Below are 14,836 nucleotides of genomic sequence, written 5' to 3' on the forward strand. Positions count from 1 at the left end.
CCGTCGTCAGGCGTGGAGCCTGGCGTCCGCGGGCTGGTCGGTGTCCGAGTCCTTCTTCGTCGGGCGGGGCCAGGTGCGGCCGCTGAGGCGTTCTATGTCGGTGTTGAAGCGGCGCAGGTAGGCGGCGAAGGTGGCGATGTCCTCGTCCGACCAGTCGGCCATGACCCGGTCGAGGCCGTTGATGATGATCGTGCGCTCCTCGTCGAGGAGGCGGGCGCCCTCGGCGGTGATGCGGAACTTGCGGGCGATGCCGCCCTCGGGGTCGGGGATGCGCTCCAGGAGGGCGGCGCGCATCGCCGCGGCCGTCTGCCGGTTGAGGGTCGAGGCGTCGAGGCCGAACGCCTCGCTGAGCTCGCCGATGGACATCGGCCCCTGGAGGCGGATCCGGCTGAGCAGCACGTAGGCGCTGCGTTCCAGTCTCCCGGCCCGGTGGCGCATGACCTCGTGCCGGCTGAGCAGCATCTGCTCGTACTCGACCTCGTGCGTGGGCCTGACCATGGCCGTTGCCCTCCTCCTGCCGGGACCGCCCGCCCCTCCGGGGGCGTCCCCGGCCTCCATCCTCGCAGAGAGACCCCCGGATTCGCGGGGAGGTGTGCATCACACACATCATATGCTTCATACATATTACGTGTATCGTGCACTTTTGGTGCCGGTCGACGGCCGGACGGATACGACGACAAGCAAGGAGCCGCGTCATGGACGCCCCTCAGCCCGCTGCCCGATCGGGCGGTGTGGTCGCCACGCTGGCGCTCGCCGGCATCACCGCCGCGATCATGCAGACACTGGTCACGCCGCTGATCGCGGACCTGCCCAAGATCCTGCACACCTCGCCGTCCAACAGCGCGTGGGTCATCACGGTCACCCTGCTGGTGGGTGCGGTCTGCGTGCCGGTCTTCGGGCGGCTGGGCGACCTCGTGGGCAAGCGCCCCATGCTCCTGGTCTGCGCGGTGCCGCTGATCGCGGGCTCGGTGGTGTGCGCGCTGTCGTCCTCGGTCGTCCCCATGATCGTCGGGCGTGGGCTCCAGGGCATGGGGATGGGCATGGTGCCGCTCGGCATCGCCCTGCTGCGGGACGTGGTGCCGCAGGAGAAGCTCAGCTCGTCCATCGCGGTCGTCAGCGCGTCCATGGGCATCGGCGGCGGTCTCGGCCTGCCGATCGCGGCGGCGATCGCCGAGTACGCGAGCTGGCGCGTGCTGTTCTGGGGGTCGGCGGGCATCGCCGTGCTCATCGGGGTGCTGATCTGGCGGCTGATCCCGGACGTCCCGGCCGGGGCCAAGGGCGAGCGGTTCGACGCGCCCGGCGCGGTCGGTCTCGGCGTCGGGCTGGTCTGCCTGCTGCTGGCGGTGTCCAAGGGCGCCGACTGGGGCTGGGCGTCCGCCACCACCCTCGGCCTGTTCGTCGCGGCCGTCGTGGTGCTGGCGGGCTGGGGTCTCTGGGAGCTCCGCACCGCGCAGCCGATCGTCGACCTGCGCACCACCGCCCGTCCCCGGGTGCTGCTGACCAACCTCGCGTCGATCTTCGTCGGGGTCGGCATGTACGCGTCGATGCTGATCGTCCCGCAGCTGCTCCAGTACCCCGAGGCGACCGGCTACGGCCTCGGCCAGTCGATGCTCGCCGCCGGCCTGTGGATGGCGCCCGCCGGCATCGTGATGATGCTCGTCTCGCCGATCGGCGGGAAGATCACCAACGTCCGCGGCCCGAAGTTCACGCTGGTCATCGGCATCCTGGTGGTGGCCGCCGGCTACGGCGCCTCGCTCGGGCTGATGGGCGCGGCCTGGGGCCTGATGGTCGGCCTGATGATCATCAACTGCGGTGTCGGGCTGGCCTACGGCGCGATGCCCGCGCTGATCATGAGCTCGGTGCCGCTCAGCGAGACCGCCGCCGCCAACGGCTTCAACGCGCTCATGCGCTCGCTCGGCACCTCGATCGGCGCCGCCGTGGTCGGCGTGGTGCTGGCCGAGATGACCATCAACCTCGGCGGGCACGAGCTCGCGTCCGAGAACGGGTTCCGCGTCGGCCTGCTGATCGGCGCCGGCGTCGCGCTGCTGGCCGGGCTCATCGCCGCCACCATCCCGTCCGGCCGCCGCGCGGTCGCCGGCGCCCACCGCGCCCCGGCCGCCGCCGCGACCCTGTCCAAGCAGGTCACCAGCGACACCTGAGCACGTCCTCCGCGTCCGTCACCGCTACCGAGACTCCGCCCGCCGAAGCGACCGCACCCCGCTCCGGCGGGCGGGCCCATGTTCAGGACCACCGGGACCTGTTCAGGACCACCAAGGGCCGCGCCGCCCGTGCGGGACGGTCAGGTCGGCGCCGCGCGGCGGCGCGTAGGGGTGGCTGCCGCGCAAGTCGCTGGTCTGCATCGCCCGGCTGATGTCGCTGGGGCTGACCAGGCCCACGACCTGGTTGCCGCCGCCCAGGACGACGGCGCGGCCGTCGGTGCAGCCCGCCATGCGGGGCAGCAGATCGGTCAGCGGGTCGTCCGGATGGGCGGTCGGGACCTGGTCCGGCGGGCAGGCGATGTCCGCCAGGCGGAGCGCGGCGCGCTCGTCGGGCGGGGTCGCGCGGACGCGGTTCAGCGTCACCAGGCCCGCCAGCCGCCCGTCCTCCACCAGCGGGTACGTCGAGAAGCGGTGGGTCAGGACGATCTCGTCGATCAGGCCCTGCACCGGCTGCTCGGCGTCCGCCACGACGGGGTCGGGCGTCATGACCTCGCCGACGCGGATGCCGTGCAGGGCGGCGTTGACCTTCGCCTGCTGCTCCTCGGAGCTCGCGGCGCCGACGACGAAGAGCCCGATGAGGGCCAGCCACAGCCCGCCGAAGCCGAGCCCGAACACGAACTGCAGGAATCCGAGGACGATCAGGACGTAGCCGAAGATCCGCCCGGCGCGGGCGGCGGTGACGGCGGCGGCGGTCCGGTCGCCGCGGCGCCACCACAGGAACGCCCGCAGCACCCGGCCGCCGTCCAGCGGCGCCGCCGGGACCAGGTTGAACACGGCGAGGATCACGTTGATCCCGGCCAGGTAGGCGAGCGTCTCCACGCCGAGGCCGGCGCCGGTCGCGGCGGCCGCCACCGCGGCCGCGGCCGCGAACACCCCGCCCGCGGCGAGGCTCGCGAGGGGGCCGACGACGGCGATGCGCAGGTCCGCGCCCGCCGAGCGCGGTTCGCCGCGCAGTTCGGCGACGCCGCCGAGCAGCCACAGCGTGATGCCGGAGACCTCGATCCCGTTGCGGCGCGCGACGACCGCGTGCGCCAGCTCGTGGACGAGCAGCGACACCAGCAGCAGGATCGCGCTCACCAGGCCCGCCACGACGTAGGCCCACGTGGCGAGGCCCGGATGCGCCTGCGGGAACCGGCCGAACGCCAGCCCGAAGACCAGGATCACCACGATCAGCAGCACGCTGTAGTTGACGCCGACCCGGACGCCGGCGATGCGGCCGAGGCGGAGCGACTCCCTCATCGGCGTCTCCTCGTCGGTGCGTGCTCGGCCCGCGCACGCACGAGCTACCCGCTGCCCGGACGTCCATGCCTTCGCCGCGCTCGGGTGGGATCGCCGATCGTGCGGGTAGCGGCAGGGCATGGACAAGATGACGCGTGGACTGATCGCCGGCGCCGCCGGGACCACCGCCCTGAACGCGGTGACGTATCTGGACATGGCGGTCCGGGGGCGTCCGGCCAGCAGCACCCCCGAGCAGAGCGTGGAGAAGCTGGCGGACGCCGCCGGAGTCGACCTCGGCGACGGGGAGACGGCGGACAACCGCAAGGCCGGGCTCGGCCCGATGCTGGGCTTCGGCACCGGCCTCGGTGCCGGGGCCGCCTACGGCGCGATCGCCGGGCGCCGCAGCGTCCCGATGCCGGTCGCGACCGCGGCGCTGACCGTGCTCGCGATGATCGGGTCGAGCGCGCCGATGACCGCCCTCGGCCTGACCGACCCCCGCGAATGGTCACCGACCGACTGGCTGATGGACGCCGTCCCCCACCTCGCCTACGGCGCCGTGGCCGCCGCCACCTACGCCGCCCTCCGCTAGAGGTTTCCGGCCGGGCTGCAACCTGGGCGGGCGGAGTGGGGTTCAGAGGGTTCACGTCCGATCGGGCGTGCTCGCTCTCTGAAGGGAAACCCCATGGATCTGCGGCTTGCCGGACGCGTCGCCGTCGTCACCGGAGCATCGAAGGGCATCGGACTGGCGGTCGTGCGGACGCTGCTGGACGAGGGCGCCCGCGTGGCGGCGGTGTCGCGCAAGTCGGGGCCGGAGCTGGACGCGCTCGCCGGGCCGAACCTCCTGCACGTCCCCGCCGACCTCATGGACCCGGCCGCCCCGGCCGCGGCCGTGGAGCAGGCGGTGCAGGAGTTCGGCGGGCTCGACGTGCTGGTCAACAACGCGGGAGGCCCGCCGCCCGGCGCGGCGCTCCCGCGCTTCGGCTTCCTGACCCCCTCGGACGACGACTGGCGCGAGATGTTCGAGTTCAACCTGTTCGCGGTGGTCCGGGCGGTGCGGGCGGCGCTCCCGCACCTGCTGCGCAGCGACGCGGCGTCGATCGTGAACGTGTCGTCGGGCAACGCCCGGCGCCCCGGGCCGATGAACTTCGACTACAACGCGGCGAAGGCGGCGCTGACCAACCTGACGCTGGGGCTGTCGGAGGAGTACGCGCCGCAGGGCGTGCGGGTGAACGCGGTGTCGCCCGGCCCGGTCCTGACCCCGTGGTGGACGGACGAGGGCGGCGCCGCCGACGTCATCGCCGGGGCGACCGGCTCCGACCGCGACGCGGTGCTGGGCGGCGGTGCCGCCGAGATGATGGCCCTCACGACCGGCCGCCTCGCCGACCCCCAGGAGGTCGCGGATGTGATCGTCCAGCTGGCGTCGCCGCGCTCGGCGAGCACGACCGGCGCCGACTACGCGGTCGACTCCGGCTTCCTCAAGGAACTCTGAGTCATAAGCGATCCTGCTGGCTTCGATCAGATCTATCTCTTGGACTTCTGGTGGACGGCTCCCCAGAATGGGCGGTGAACAGCGAGAACGTCCACGAGGGGGGCGCCATGCTCGACATGGTGAAGGGATCGGTCTTCGAGCCCGGTAACGAGGGATACGACGACGAGCGGGTCGGCTTCCAGACGGCCGGCCCGCACCGTCCCGCCGTGATCGTCGCCGCGGCGGACGCGGACGACGTGCGCGCCGCCGTCCGGTACGCGGCCGGGCAGGGGCTGCCCGTGGCCGTCCAGAACACCGGCCACGGGCTGCCGCTCGGCGCCGACGGGGGCCTCCTGATCAGCACGCGGCGGATGACCGGGCTGCGCGTCGACGCCGAGGCCCGCACGGTGTGGATCGAGGCCGGCGTGCGATGGGCGCAGGTCGTCGAGGAGGCGGCGAAGCACGGGCTGGCGCCGCTGTCGGGATCGTCGCCGGGCGTCGGCGCCGTGTCGTACACGCTGGGCGGTGGCGTCGGCCTGATGTCGCGGATGTACGGGTTCGCGGCCGACCACGTCCGGTCGATCGACGTCGTCACGGCGGACGGCCGGGCGCGGCGGGTCACGCCCGGCGACGACCTGTTCTGGGCGCTGCTCGGCGGCCGGGCCAACTTCGGCGTCGTGACCGGCCTGGAGATCGGGCTGCTCCCGGTCACGCGCCTGTACGGCGGCGGGCTCTACTTCGACGCCGAGCACATACCGGACGTCCTGGAGACGTGGCGCAGGTGGACGGCGACCGTGCCGGACGAGATGACGTCGTCGGTCGCGCTGATGCCCGTCCCCGACATCCCGGTCTTCCCGGAACCGCTGCGGGGGCGCCATGTCGCGCATGTCCGCATCGCGTATCTGGGGGAGGACGGGGAACGGCTCATCGAGCCCCTCCGCGCCGTCGCCCCTCGCCTGATCGACACGGTGGACGACATGCCGTACACCGAGTCGGCGACGATCCACAACGAGCCGCCGATCCCGATGGCGTACCACGCGACGAACGTCGCCCTGGACAGCCTTGACGCGGGGACCGTCCGCGACCTGCTCGATCTCGTGGGACCGGGCGCGCCCGAGCGCGCGATCCTGGAGATCCGCCAGCTGGGCGGGGCGATGGCGCGGCAGCCGTCCGTCCCGACCGCGGTCGGCAACCGCGGCGCCGGCTACCTGGTCGGCGTCCTGTCGAAGCTGGAGCCCGGTGCTGATGTGGAGCCGTTGCACGCACGAGTCGGGGACGCGCTCGCGGAAAAGGCGTCCGGCACGCTCCTGAACTTCCTCTTCGGACAGAACGCAACGCCAGACCAGGTACGCCGGGCCTATGCGCCGGAGACGTACCGGCGATTGGCCGAGCTAAAGGCGACCTACGACCCGTCCAATGTCTTCAGCCTGAACCACAACATCCCACCCGCCACTTGAATCAAGACCCACGGCGCCCGAGCTTGACGCGGATATTGCGTTGCCGCTCGGGCGCCCTGCGCGCTACAGATTGGGACATGCCCGAACTCGTGCTGCCAACCGCTGCCGTCCAGGAGTCATTCGTGGCCGCGATGGAGGAGTTCCGGGCTGAAGGCCGAGCAGAAGCCGTCGGCAACAGCTCGATCACGCAGGAACTCCGCGAGTTCGGCGACACCTGGCGCGACCCCGAGGTCTTCGGCCGGTACGTGATGACGCTGCTCGACGAGCGGTGGACCCCGCGGCGCGAGGGATTCGTCACGGCCACGACCCTTTGGCTGGTCGACGGCGAGGAGTTCCTCGGCCGCATCGCGATCCGCCACCGGCTCAACGACTTCCTTCGCGAAATCGGCGGTCACATCGGCTATGACGTCCGCAAGTCCGCCCGTCGCCGCGGCCACGCCACGTTCATGCTCAAGGAGGCGCTCCCCGTCGCGCATTCGCTCGGAATCGAATCCGCGCTGATCACCTGCGATGTGGACAATGTCGCGTCCCGCAAGGTGATCGAGGCCAACGGCGGCGTGCTCGAGGGCGAGCGCGGCGGCAAACTCCGCTTCTGGACGCCCACCGCATAGCCCCGCAGGAGGCCGCGGACGTGATCGTCCAGGGGCACCCGATCTCCTGGCCTGGGCTGAGTCGCCATGCTTCCCCCAAGGATGAGTTGTTTGGGATGATCTCAACTCGTCCTTCGGGGGTGGGCATCATTTGGGAGGCCTCTGGATGAAGCCGTTGCAGCCGGGTGACCCGCGCAGGGTGGGCCCATATCGGCTGGAGGGGAGGCTCGGCGGGGGCGGGATGGGACTGGTGTTCCTGGGCCGGTCTCAAGGCGGGCGGCCGGTCGCGATCAAGGTGGTGCGCCCGGAGCTGGCCGATGACGCCGGGTTCCGGCGCCGGTTCACCAACGAGGTGGAGGCGGCCCGGCGGGTCGGCGGCTTCTACACCGCGCAGGTGGTCGACGCCGACACCATGGCGCACCCTCCGTGGTTGGCCACGGCATTCATCCCCGGTCTGTCGCTCGAACAGGCCGTTCGCGGACACGGGCCGCTGCCCGACGATGCGCTCAGCGCCCTGGGAGCGGGACTCGCGGAGGGGCTGGCCGCAATTCACGACGCCGGTCTTGTGCACCGTGACCTCAAACCCGGCAACATCATCCTCGCGGCCGACGGTCCCCGCGTCATCGACTTCGGTATCGCCCGTGCGCTGGACGACGCCCATACCTCGACCGTCGCGCTCGGGACTCCCGGGTACATGTCACCCGAACAGGCGCGCGGGCTGGAGGTCGGGCCGCCCAGCGACGTGTTCGCGCTGGGAGCGGTACTCACCTTCGCCGCGACCGAACGCGGTCCCTTCGGCACGGGGCCGGCCGGAACGATCGTCTACCGGATCGTCCACGAGAGCCCCGACCTGGCCCGGCTCCCTTCCCACCTCACCGGTCTGATCAGCGACTGCCTGGCCAAAGACCCTGGGCGGCGGCCGGGTCTCACCGAGATTCTGGACCATTTCGCGGACGCCTCCAAAGCGACCCTGATCATGCCGAACGGCCTTCTGCCAGAGGCGGGTGACCCGGCCGCGCACAGTGCGGCTGACGGGCGGATCGAGGTGTTCATGCGTGACGCGGACGATCGTGTGCGGCATGTGTGGCAGGTCGCGCGAGATGGCGGCTGGTCTAATTGGGATGATATGAGCGGGTATCGCTTTGATGCGAGTGATGGCCCGCTGGAGGTCGCGGGTGATCCGGCCGCGCATAATGCGGCTGATGGCCGGATTGAGCTGTTCGTGCGTGGCACGGACGGCCATATGTGGCATGCGTGGCAGGTTGCTCGGGATGGCAATTGGTCCAACTGGGATGATATGAGCGGATATCGCACGCTTGCGAGTGATGGCCCGCTGGAAGTCGCGGGCGACCCGACCGCGCACAGCTCGGCCGATGGTCGGATCGAGGTGTTCGTGCGTGGTGCGGACGGTCGCCTGTGGCATGCGTGGCAGGTCGCTCGGGACGGCAACTGGTCGAACTGGCAGGATCTGGGTCAGCACCGTCCGCTCCCGGATGGCGATGTGCTGACGGTGGCGGGTGACCCGGCTGCGCATGCTTCTGCTGACGGCCGGATCGAGGTGTTCGTGCGCGGCGTCGACAGCCACCTATGGCACCTGTGGCAGGTCGTACGAGACGGCGATTGGTCGGATTGGCAGGATCTCAGTCGGCATCGTCCGCTCCCGGATGGTGATGTGCTGACGGTGGCGGGTGACCCGGCTGCGCATAATGCGGCTGACGGTCGGATCGAGGTGTTCGTGCGTGGTGTGGATGGTCATCTGTGGCATGTCTGGCAGGTTGCTCGGGATGGCAACTGGTCGAATTGGGAGGACCTCAGTCGGCATCGTCCGCTCCCGGATGGCGATCTGTTGACGGTGGCGGGTGACCCGGCTGCGCATAATGCGGCTGATGGGCGCATTGAGGTGTTCGTGCGCGGCGCGGACGGCCACCTGTGGCATCTGTGGCAGGTGGCGCGAGACGGCGGCTGGTCGAATTGGGAGAACCTCAGCCGCCACCGTCCGCTCCCGAATGGCGACCTGTTGACGGTCGTGGGCGACCCGGCCGCGCACGGTTCGGCCGATGGGCGCATTGAGGTGTTCGTGCGCGGCGCCGACGGCCACCTGTGGCACCTGTGGCAGGTCGTACGAGACGGGGACTGGTCCGACTGGGAGGACTTTGGCCCCTACCACCCGGCTCCAACCGGGATGCCCGGCTAACACCTCCGGCGACCGCCGTAGAAGATCGCCCTAGACGTTGCGGCGCGGCCAGCCGTAGGGCCATCACCGTCCCCTTCCTGAGACGTCCTTACGCTTCGCGGAGCAGCAGGTCGACCACGCCGGTGGTGTCCTCGTCGGGGTGGCCGTCGGCGAGGCGGCGTTCCATCAGGGCCATGAACGGGGTGAGGAGTTCGGGGCTGACGCCCTGCTCCTCGGCGGTGCGGAGCAAGGTCGCGTTGCCCTGCACCATCATGGCGAGGTTGGACGTCACGCCCGTCGTGTAGTCGCCGCTCTCCAGGTGCGCGGCCATGCCGTCCGCCCCACCGGCCATGGCGGTGAGCCATTCGATGAGCAGCGGCGCGAACTCCCGCGGCGACGTCGCCCCGCGCGTGAGCGCGAACGCGTGCGCCATCCCGGCGAACATGCCGGTCATCGCGCTCAGCAGCGCCACATCGTGCAGGGCGGCCGAACCGGCGTCCTGCCCGACGTACTTGGCAGCCGCCGGGACGCCCAGCGCGTCGCGGTGCTCGGCGAACAACTCCGGCGACCCGCTGTAGAAGACGTAGGCGCCCGAGCCGGGGACGCCGATCATCGGCGGCACGGCCATGATCCCGCCGTCCAGGTACCGGGCACCGCGTCCGGCCGCCCATCCCGCACGCTCGCGCGCGTCACCAGGCGTTCCGGTGGTGATGTTGACCAGGTCCTTGCCCGCGAGGTCGGCGTCCGCGAGGGCTGCGCCGACCGACGCGTCATCGAGCAGGCAGACGATCACGAGGCCGCTCGCGGCGACGGCTTCGGCGGCCGTCGCCGCCGCCTTCGCGCCCTCGGCGACGAGCGGCTCGGCGCGGCTCGCCGTCCGGTTCCACACGGTCGTCTCGTATCCGGCGGCCAGCCACGCGCGAGTGACCGCGGCGCCCATCGCACCGAGGCCGAGCACGCTGATCTGCTTAGAGTCATGTCCCATGCCGTCCAGGCTCGGCCCCGTCCGCGCACATGATCAAGTACGCACTTCGAAGTGCGTGGTTACCCTGGCCTCAGCGACGAGGTCAGGGGACGGGACGATGCGGACGGCACAGCGACCAGGGGCGTACATCTGCGGGATCGACGCGGCGATGGACGTGATCAGCGGTAAGTGGAAGGGGCTGATCCTCTGGGCACTGAACGAGCGGCCCTACCGCTTCGGCGAGCTGCGCCGGGAGCTGCCCGGCGTGACCGAGAAGGTGCTCGCCGCCCAGCTGCGCGAGCTGGAGCAGGACGGCATCGTCCACCGCGAGGTGTTCGACGAGGTCCCGCCCCGCGTCGAGTACTCGCTGACACCGCTCGGCGTCTCGCTCAACGAGGCCCTGGCCCCGCTCGGCGCCTGGGGGCGCGAGAACGTCATCGCCGACATCACGCACCGCTGACGTCCTCGGCCGGCACCGCGCGGAACTCCGCCCACACGGCCGTGCCGTTCAACGATGGATGCGACCCCCAACTCTTGGAGAGCGCGTCAACGAGGAACAGCCCACGGCCGTCCTCCGCGAACGGATCGTCGCGGACGCGCGGCTGCTTCTGAACACCGCCCTGGTCGAGGACGGTCACGCGCAACACGTCCTCGCGTGCGCTCACCACGACGGTGACCTGCCCGCCCGTGCCGGACGCGGTGTGCTCGCACGCATTGGCGACCAACTCGTCCACGCAGAGGACGACATCGGCCAGCGCATCGCCGTCCACATGGGTCGCGACCCCGCTCACGAAGGCCCGCGCGACCCGCGCGGACCTCGGCTCACCGGGCATCGTGATCGTCCCGAGGAACCGCAGGTCTCCGGACTCCGCCTCACAAGGCGTCATTGCCTCACTCCCTCCGTAAGCGACGCCCGCAAGCATGAATGCCCAGGTGAGAGCCCACAACCATCTTCGTCGGGAGAGGGAGGGCGGTCGGGCGGGAGATGCGCAAAGCGGGATTTCCCCTTTCTTGGAAAATGCGTGACAGTCTGTGTCGAGCCAGTGACAATCAGTGTCATGGCGACACGACCCCCGACCGTTCGCCGCAGGCGACTCGGCGTCCAACTGCGCAAGATCCGCGAAGACCGCGGCCTCACCCTCGACGGTGCCGCGGCCTTCCTCAAGATCTCCAAATCCGCCCTGAGCCGGATGGAGAACGCCCAGATCGTGGCGCGCGTCCACGAGATCAACTACATCCTGATGATGTACGGCTTCGAGGAGGACGACGACCTCAGAACAGCGCTGATCGGCCTAGCCACCGGCGGCCCCTCCCGCGACTGGATCCGGCGGCACAAGCAGCTGGGGATAGGGGCAAACTACGGCGAGTACGTTCTTCTCGAACAAGACAGCTCACAGCTCTTCGCGTACCACGTTGACCTCATCCACGGGCTCCTGCAGACGCCGGAGTACGCCCGTGCCGTGATGACGTCGGTACCCAGCAATGCCGGACGTGACATCGACCGCGCGGTGGCCTACAGGATGGCGCGCAAGGACGCGCTCACCAGAGCAGATCCCTTGAAACTCACCGTCGTGATCGGTGAGGCTGCGGTCCGTCAGCTGACGGGAGGCCACGAGGTCATGGTCGCCCAACTTCGACACCTGCTCGAACAGTCGGAGCATCCAAACATCGAGATCCAGATCTTGCCCTTCACCGCCCCTCGGAACCCCGGTGTTGACGGATCGTTCTCGATCCTGCACGTTGAGGCGGGAGATTTCCTCATCGTGGTCATCGATGGCCTCCGGCGGAGCATCTTCCTGGAAGAAGACGAGGAGGTTGCGCCATACCGGGACATACAGGCGGAGCTGCACCGGGTCGCGCTCTCCCAGGAAGAGACGAGGGAGCGGATCGAACAGGCCATCCGTGATCTCTGAACCGATGCGCCTAAGGAGACGACAAGTGGTTCGCTGGCGAAAGAGCAGTCACAGCGGCGCTGAGCCGCAGACCTGCGTTGAGTGCGCGCTCCTGCCGAATGGGCTGGAAGGCGCCGTCGGGATCCGGGACTCCACGGACCCGAGCGGGCCCCATCTGACCTTGACGCCCGAAACCTGGAGTGCGTTGCTCGTCCAGCTCAAGACAGGCGGGTTGGAGCGCCAGACCTGACCCTTGCGGAGGAGGCGCGACAGATGACTCGGTGGCGGAAGAGCAGTCACAGTGGCAGCTACCCTGAGACGTGTGTGGAGTGCGCGGCCCTGCCCTTGGGGCGAGACAGGGCGGTGCGTGTTCGTGACTCGACCGATCCGGACGGGGCGCATCTCGTCCTGAGCCATGCGGCATGGGACGCGCTGCTTGTCCAGCTCAAGGGCGGCGGGTCGCGTCGTTCCGCTGGTCGACGGGTTCGTCCAGCCACCGGCCATCCCGCATGACCGTGCGTCCGACGAATTCGTGAAGGCCGTTCCAGACCTGGATGCGACGCGGGTGCAGGCACAGATAGACGAACGTGCCGTCCGAGGAGGTACGGGGGTCCGTGGAAACCTTGGCGTAGCGGTCGGCGATGTCGGAGTCGACGCCGAGGACGTCCACAAGCGACACACTGGTGTCGATCATGACGACGTCGGCCGTATCGCCGATGGCGACCCGCGCTTGCGGGCGTCGTTCGATGTTGGCGACAGTGCGGCTCCTAATGAAGGTCGCGGTGTACAGAGCCGAGCCGGACCACACGTAGGCCACGGGGATCAGATGTGGACCATGACCGTCGCCGCCGGTGGCCAGCCACATCTGGGAGCCGTTTTCGAGCCGCTTGCGAGCATGGGCCCGCCGCTCGGCCAGGGTGCGCGGGACCGGGATCGAGGCGAGTTCTTCGTCAACGTGCACGACGATTCCCCTTCACACGGGTGTAGTTCTCCTCCCCTGCCGGGAGGCTCTACCTCGTAGACGAACGGCGCCGCGCGCACTTCGACACATGGCCGGAACCTTGCGCGTCCGACTCCTGACCGGCGGAGACGGCGTGCGGTGACGCGGGTGGAGGCATACCCGCCGCCGGGGTGGGTCAGGGCGGGACGTCCCGTCGGCGACGGCTTTTCTTAGTTCCTGGGCATGTGCGTGCTTAGATGAGCCCGTGACCGTCAGACCCTCGTTCGACCCGCTCATCGCGGCGGAGGATCGCGTCCTGCTGGAGGCGCGGCCGGAGTTGCTGCACCCCGCTGCCGGAGTGCGGCCGGTGGGACCGGTCGGCGGACGGACCTCCCGGGACGTCCTCTTCAGCCTCTGGAATGCCCCGCTGTGGGCCGTCCTGCCGCTCGTTGTCGCCCCGTTCTACGGGCGCAAGGCGCTGATCGCCGGAGCGATCGGGCAGGTCGCGGCGATTGCGGTGCTGGTTCTCGCGCCGGGTGGCGTCTTCGTGTTGTCGGGAGCGGCCGTCGTCGCGTTCGGTGTGCTGCTGGCCCGGTGCGGGCAGGGCCGCGCCGGCGCCCTCGCGCGTCGGCTGCACGGCTCCTATGCGGTGCCGGGCGACTTCGACACCGACACGGTTGCTCTGCTCGGGCGGGTCCAGCAGGCGATCCAGGTGGTTCTGACCGCGGAGGTCACCAAAGAGGGCCTGCTGGACGATCTGCGGAACGCCGTGATGCTGCCAGGGCAGGAGTGGGAGGTCGCCCAGATCCTGCTGGAGATCAGCCGCTTGTCGGAGGAGCAGCGGATAGCCCGCCAGGCCGGCCGAAATGCCGACCTCGCGCAGGTCATGGGCCCGCAGGCCAAAGCGCTGAAGCTGGCCACGGCCTCGGTGACGGAGCGGATCGAGGCGATCGAGCGGTACGCCGAGCAGGTGAAGGCCGCCGATCGGGCATTCCTGCAGTGGAAGACCCTGCAGCGCTTGGCCGACAACAACGACGCCTACGGTGAACTGCTCGCGCGGACCGTCCGGGACGAACTGGCGATCGCGGAGATCGACGGGCTCACCGACGACGCGAAGCAGGTCGAGGAAGCGCTGCGCCGCAGCGTTGAGAAGGCGCGCAGAACCGGGCTCACCCTGCTGCCCGGCGGGCTGGCGGAGGCGGGCTGATGGCGCCCCAGGATGAGAGCGGCGAGGCCAGGACGTTTTCGGCGCTGTCGCCGGGCGGTGAGGAATTGTTCGGCCGGATCCCGATCTGGTTGAACACCCTCGGCGGGCTGGTCCTGGCCGTCATGCTCTGCCTGTTGCTCTTCCTCTGATCACAGGTCGAGGATCGTCGCGCGGAGCGGTTCGCCGATGATCTTCCACCAGGCCGCGGCGAGGATCAGTGTGCCGACCGTCGCGAGCACGACCCGCCAGCCGGGTAGGCCGCCGGTCTCGAGAATCCGACCGGGGGCGTGGGGGTCGAACATCCGCTGGACGTGGAGCTTGCCCCAGAATCCGAGCATGGGCGAGACCGCGCTGGTGGCGGCGAAACCCACCCCGGCCTGGCAGACCACTCCGATGGCGGCCATTCCCGCGGCGAAGACGCCGAAGGCCGCCTGGCCGACCGCGAAGACCCCGGTGGCGAGCTGGCCGATGGCGACGACGCCCCGCGCCAGCTGGCCGACGGCGATCACCCCGTTGGCGATCTGGCCGAAGGCGATGATCCCGGTGGCTTCCTGCCCGACGGCGAACACGCCGACGGACTGAGGGCCGATCGCGAAGACCGCCGGGGTAACTTCGCCAACCGCCACAAGCTGCATGCGGCGAGCATAAGGGAATCTTCTCCCGAGTCGGCAGGGACCGGCGTGGCCGCTACCCGCATTCGCGCCCGGA

The 14,836-nt window shown here is 70.2% G+C and carries 18 protein-coding genes; 12 read left to right on the top strand and 6 right to left on the bottom strand.

The window, feature by feature from the left end; translation table 11 throughout:
• Nucleotides 1–6 precede the first annotated feature (6 nt).
• A complete protein-coding gene (locus HUT06_RS00530) occupies nt 7–498 on the bottom strand; it encodes a MarR family winged helix-turn-helix transcriptional regulator (RefSeq protein WP_176193870.1) in 492 nt (163 codons plus the stop codon).
• A gap of 197 nt (nt 499–695) precedes the next feature.
• Between HUT06_RS00530 and HUT06_RS00535 the strand changes: the two genes are divergently transcribed.
• On the top strand, nt 696–2,159 hold the full coding sequence (locus HUT06_RS00535) for an MFS transporter (protein WP_176193871.1): 1,464 nt from the start codon (nt 696–698) through the stop codon (nt 2,157–2,159).
• Nucleotides 2,160–2,261: 102 nt separating this feature from the next.
• Here the strand turns inward: HUT06_RS00535 and HUT06_RS00540 are convergent, their stop codons facing one another.
• On the bottom strand, nt 2,262–3,458 hold the full coding sequence (locus HUT06_RS00540) for a site-2 protease family protein (RefSeq protein WP_176193872.1): 1,197 nt from the start codon (nt 3,456–3,458) through the stop codon (nt 2,262–2,264).
• Between the two features lie 127 nt (nt 3,459–3,585).
• On the opposite strand from HUT06_RS00540, the gene HUT06_RS00545 reads away from it, so the two are divergent.
• From HUT06_RS00545 to HUT06_RS00565, 5 genes are all read left to right on the top strand, one after another.
• Nucleotides 3,586–4,026 carry a hypothetical protein gene (locus tag HUT06_RS00545; RefSeq protein WP_254714896.1) on the top strand — a complete coding sequence of 147 codons (441 nt, stop codon included), beginning with the start codon at nt 3,586–3,588 and terminating at the stop codon, nt 4,024–4,026.
• A 93-nt stretch (nt 4,027–4,119) separates the two neighbouring features.
• Complete coding sequence (locus HUT06_RS00550; protein WP_176193874.1) at nt 4,120–4,926, top strand: SDR family NAD(P)-dependent oxidoreductase; 807 nt, start codon at nt 4,120–4,122, stop codon at nt 4,924–4,926.
• A 50-nt stretch (nt 4,927–4,976) separates the two neighbouring features.
• Nucleotides 4,977–6,362: an FAD-binding oxidoreductase gene (locus HUT06_RS00555; protein ID WP_254714897.1), complete on the top strand. Its 1,386-nt coding sequence runs from the start codon at nt 4,977–4,979 to the stop codon at nt 6,360–6,362.
• A 77-nt stretch (nt 6,363–6,439) separates the two neighbouring features.
• Nucleotides 6,440–6,973, top strand: a complete 534-nt coding sequence (locus HUT06_RS00560; RefSeq protein ID WP_176193875.1) for a GNAT family N-acetyltransferase — start codon at nt 6,440–6,442, stop codon at nt 6,971–6,973.
• 145 nt (nt 6,974–7,118) lie between these two features.
• Complete coding sequence (locus tag HUT06_RS00565; RefSeq protein WP_176193876.1) at nt 7,119–9,146, top strand: protein kinase; 2,028 nt, start codon at nt 7,119–7,121, stop codon at nt 9,144–9,146.
• Nucleotides 9,147–9,234: 88 nt separating this feature from the next.
• Here the strand turns inward: HUT06_RS00565 and HUT06_RS00570 are convergent, their stop codons facing one another.
• The gene (locus tag HUT06_RS00570) at nt 9,235–10,110 is read right to left on the bottom strand and encodes an NAD(P)-dependent oxidoreductase (RefSeq protein ID WP_176193877.1); all 876 of its coding nucleotides are present in this window, start codon (nt 10,108–10,110) and stop codon (nt 9,235–9,237) included.
• A 97-nt stretch (nt 10,111–10,207) separates the two neighbouring features.
• Here HUT06_RS00570 and HUT06_RS00575 point away from each other — a divergent pair, with 97 nt between their 5' ends.
• On the top strand, nt 10,208–10,549 hold the full coding sequence (locus HUT06_RS00575) for a helix-turn-helix domain-containing protein (RefSeq protein ID WP_176193878.1): 342 nt from the start codon (nt 10,208–10,210) through the stop codon (nt 10,547–10,549).
• Here HUT06_RS00575 and HUT06_RS00580 read toward each other — a convergent pair.
• On the bottom strand, nt 10,536–10,976 hold the full coding sequence (locus tag HUT06_RS00580; protein ID WP_176193879.1) for an ATP-binding protein: 441 nt from the start codon (nt 10,974–10,976) through the stop codon (nt 10,536–10,538). The genes HUT06_RS00575 and HUT06_RS00580 overlap by 14 nt on opposite strands.
• Before the next feature lie 171 nt (nt 10,977–11,147).
• Here HUT06_RS00580 and HUT06_RS00585 point away from each other — a divergent pair, with 171 nt between their 5' ends.
• Genes HUT06_RS00585 through HUT06_RS00595 form a run of 3 tightly spaced genes read left to right on the top strand, consistent with a single transcriptional unit; the run spans nt 11,148 to nt 12,494 of the window.
• Entirely contained in the window at nt 11,148–12,002 is an 855-nt protein-coding gene (locus tag HUT06_RS00585; RefSeq protein WP_176193880.1) for a helix-turn-helix transcriptional regulator, read from the top strand.
• Between the two features lie 4 nt (nt 12,003–12,006).
• Nucleotides 12,007–12,231, top strand: a complete 225-nt coding sequence (locus HUT06_RS00590) for a DUF397 domain-containing protein (RefSeq protein WP_176201056.1) — start codon at nt 12,007–12,009, stop codon at nt 12,229–12,231.
• Nucleotides 12,232–12,254: 23 nt separating this feature from the next.
• Nucleotides 12,255–12,494 carry a DUF397 domain-containing protein gene (locus tag HUT06_RS00595; protein ID WP_176193881.1) on the top strand — a complete coding sequence of 80 codons (240 nt, stop codon included), beginning with the start codon at nt 12,255–12,257 and terminating at the stop codon, nt 12,492–12,494.
• Here the strand turns inward: HUT06_RS00595 and HUT06_RS00600 are convergent.
• Nucleotides 12,427–12,942 carry a pyridoxamine 5'-phosphate oxidase family protein gene (locus HUT06_RS00600; RefSeq protein WP_217711133.1) on the bottom strand — a complete coding sequence of 172 codons (516 nt, stop codon included), beginning with the start codon at nt 12,940–12,942 and terminating at the stop codon, nt 12,427–12,429. The two genes, HUT06_RS00595 and HUT06_RS00600, sit on opposite strands and share 68 nt — an antisense overlap.
• 244 nt (nt 12,943–13,186) lie before the next feature.
• Here HUT06_RS00600 and HUT06_RS00605 point away from each other — a divergent pair, with 244 nt between their 5' ends.
• Nucleotides 13,187–14,128 (top strand): hypothetical protein, encoded by a 942-nt coding sequence (locus tag HUT06_RS00605; RefSeq protein ID WP_176193882.1) that lies wholly within the window; start codon nt 13,187–13,189, stop codon nt 14,126–14,128.
• Nucleotides 14,128–14,277 (top strand): hypothetical protein, encoded by a 150-nt coding sequence (locus tag HUT06_RS00610; protein WP_176193883.1) that lies wholly within the window; start codon nt 14,128–14,130, stop codon nt 14,275–14,277. Before HUT06_RS00605 ends, HUT06_RS00610 begins: the two co-directional genes overlap by 1 nt.
• Here HUT06_RS00610 and HUT06_RS00615 read toward each other — a convergent pair whose 3' ends face one another.
• Nucleotides 14,278–14,763 carry a hypothetical protein gene (locus HUT06_RS00615; protein WP_176193884.1) on the bottom strand — a complete coding sequence of 162 codons (486 nt, stop codon included), beginning with the start codon at nt 14,761–14,763 and terminating at the stop codon, nt 14,278–14,280.
• Nucleotides 14,764–14,836: the final 73 nt, after the last annotated feature.

It is taken from the genome of Actinomadura sp. NAK00032, assembly GCF_013364275.1.
Lineage (GTDB): Bacteria > Actinomycetota > Actinomycetes > Streptosporangiales > Streptosporangiaceae > Spirillospora.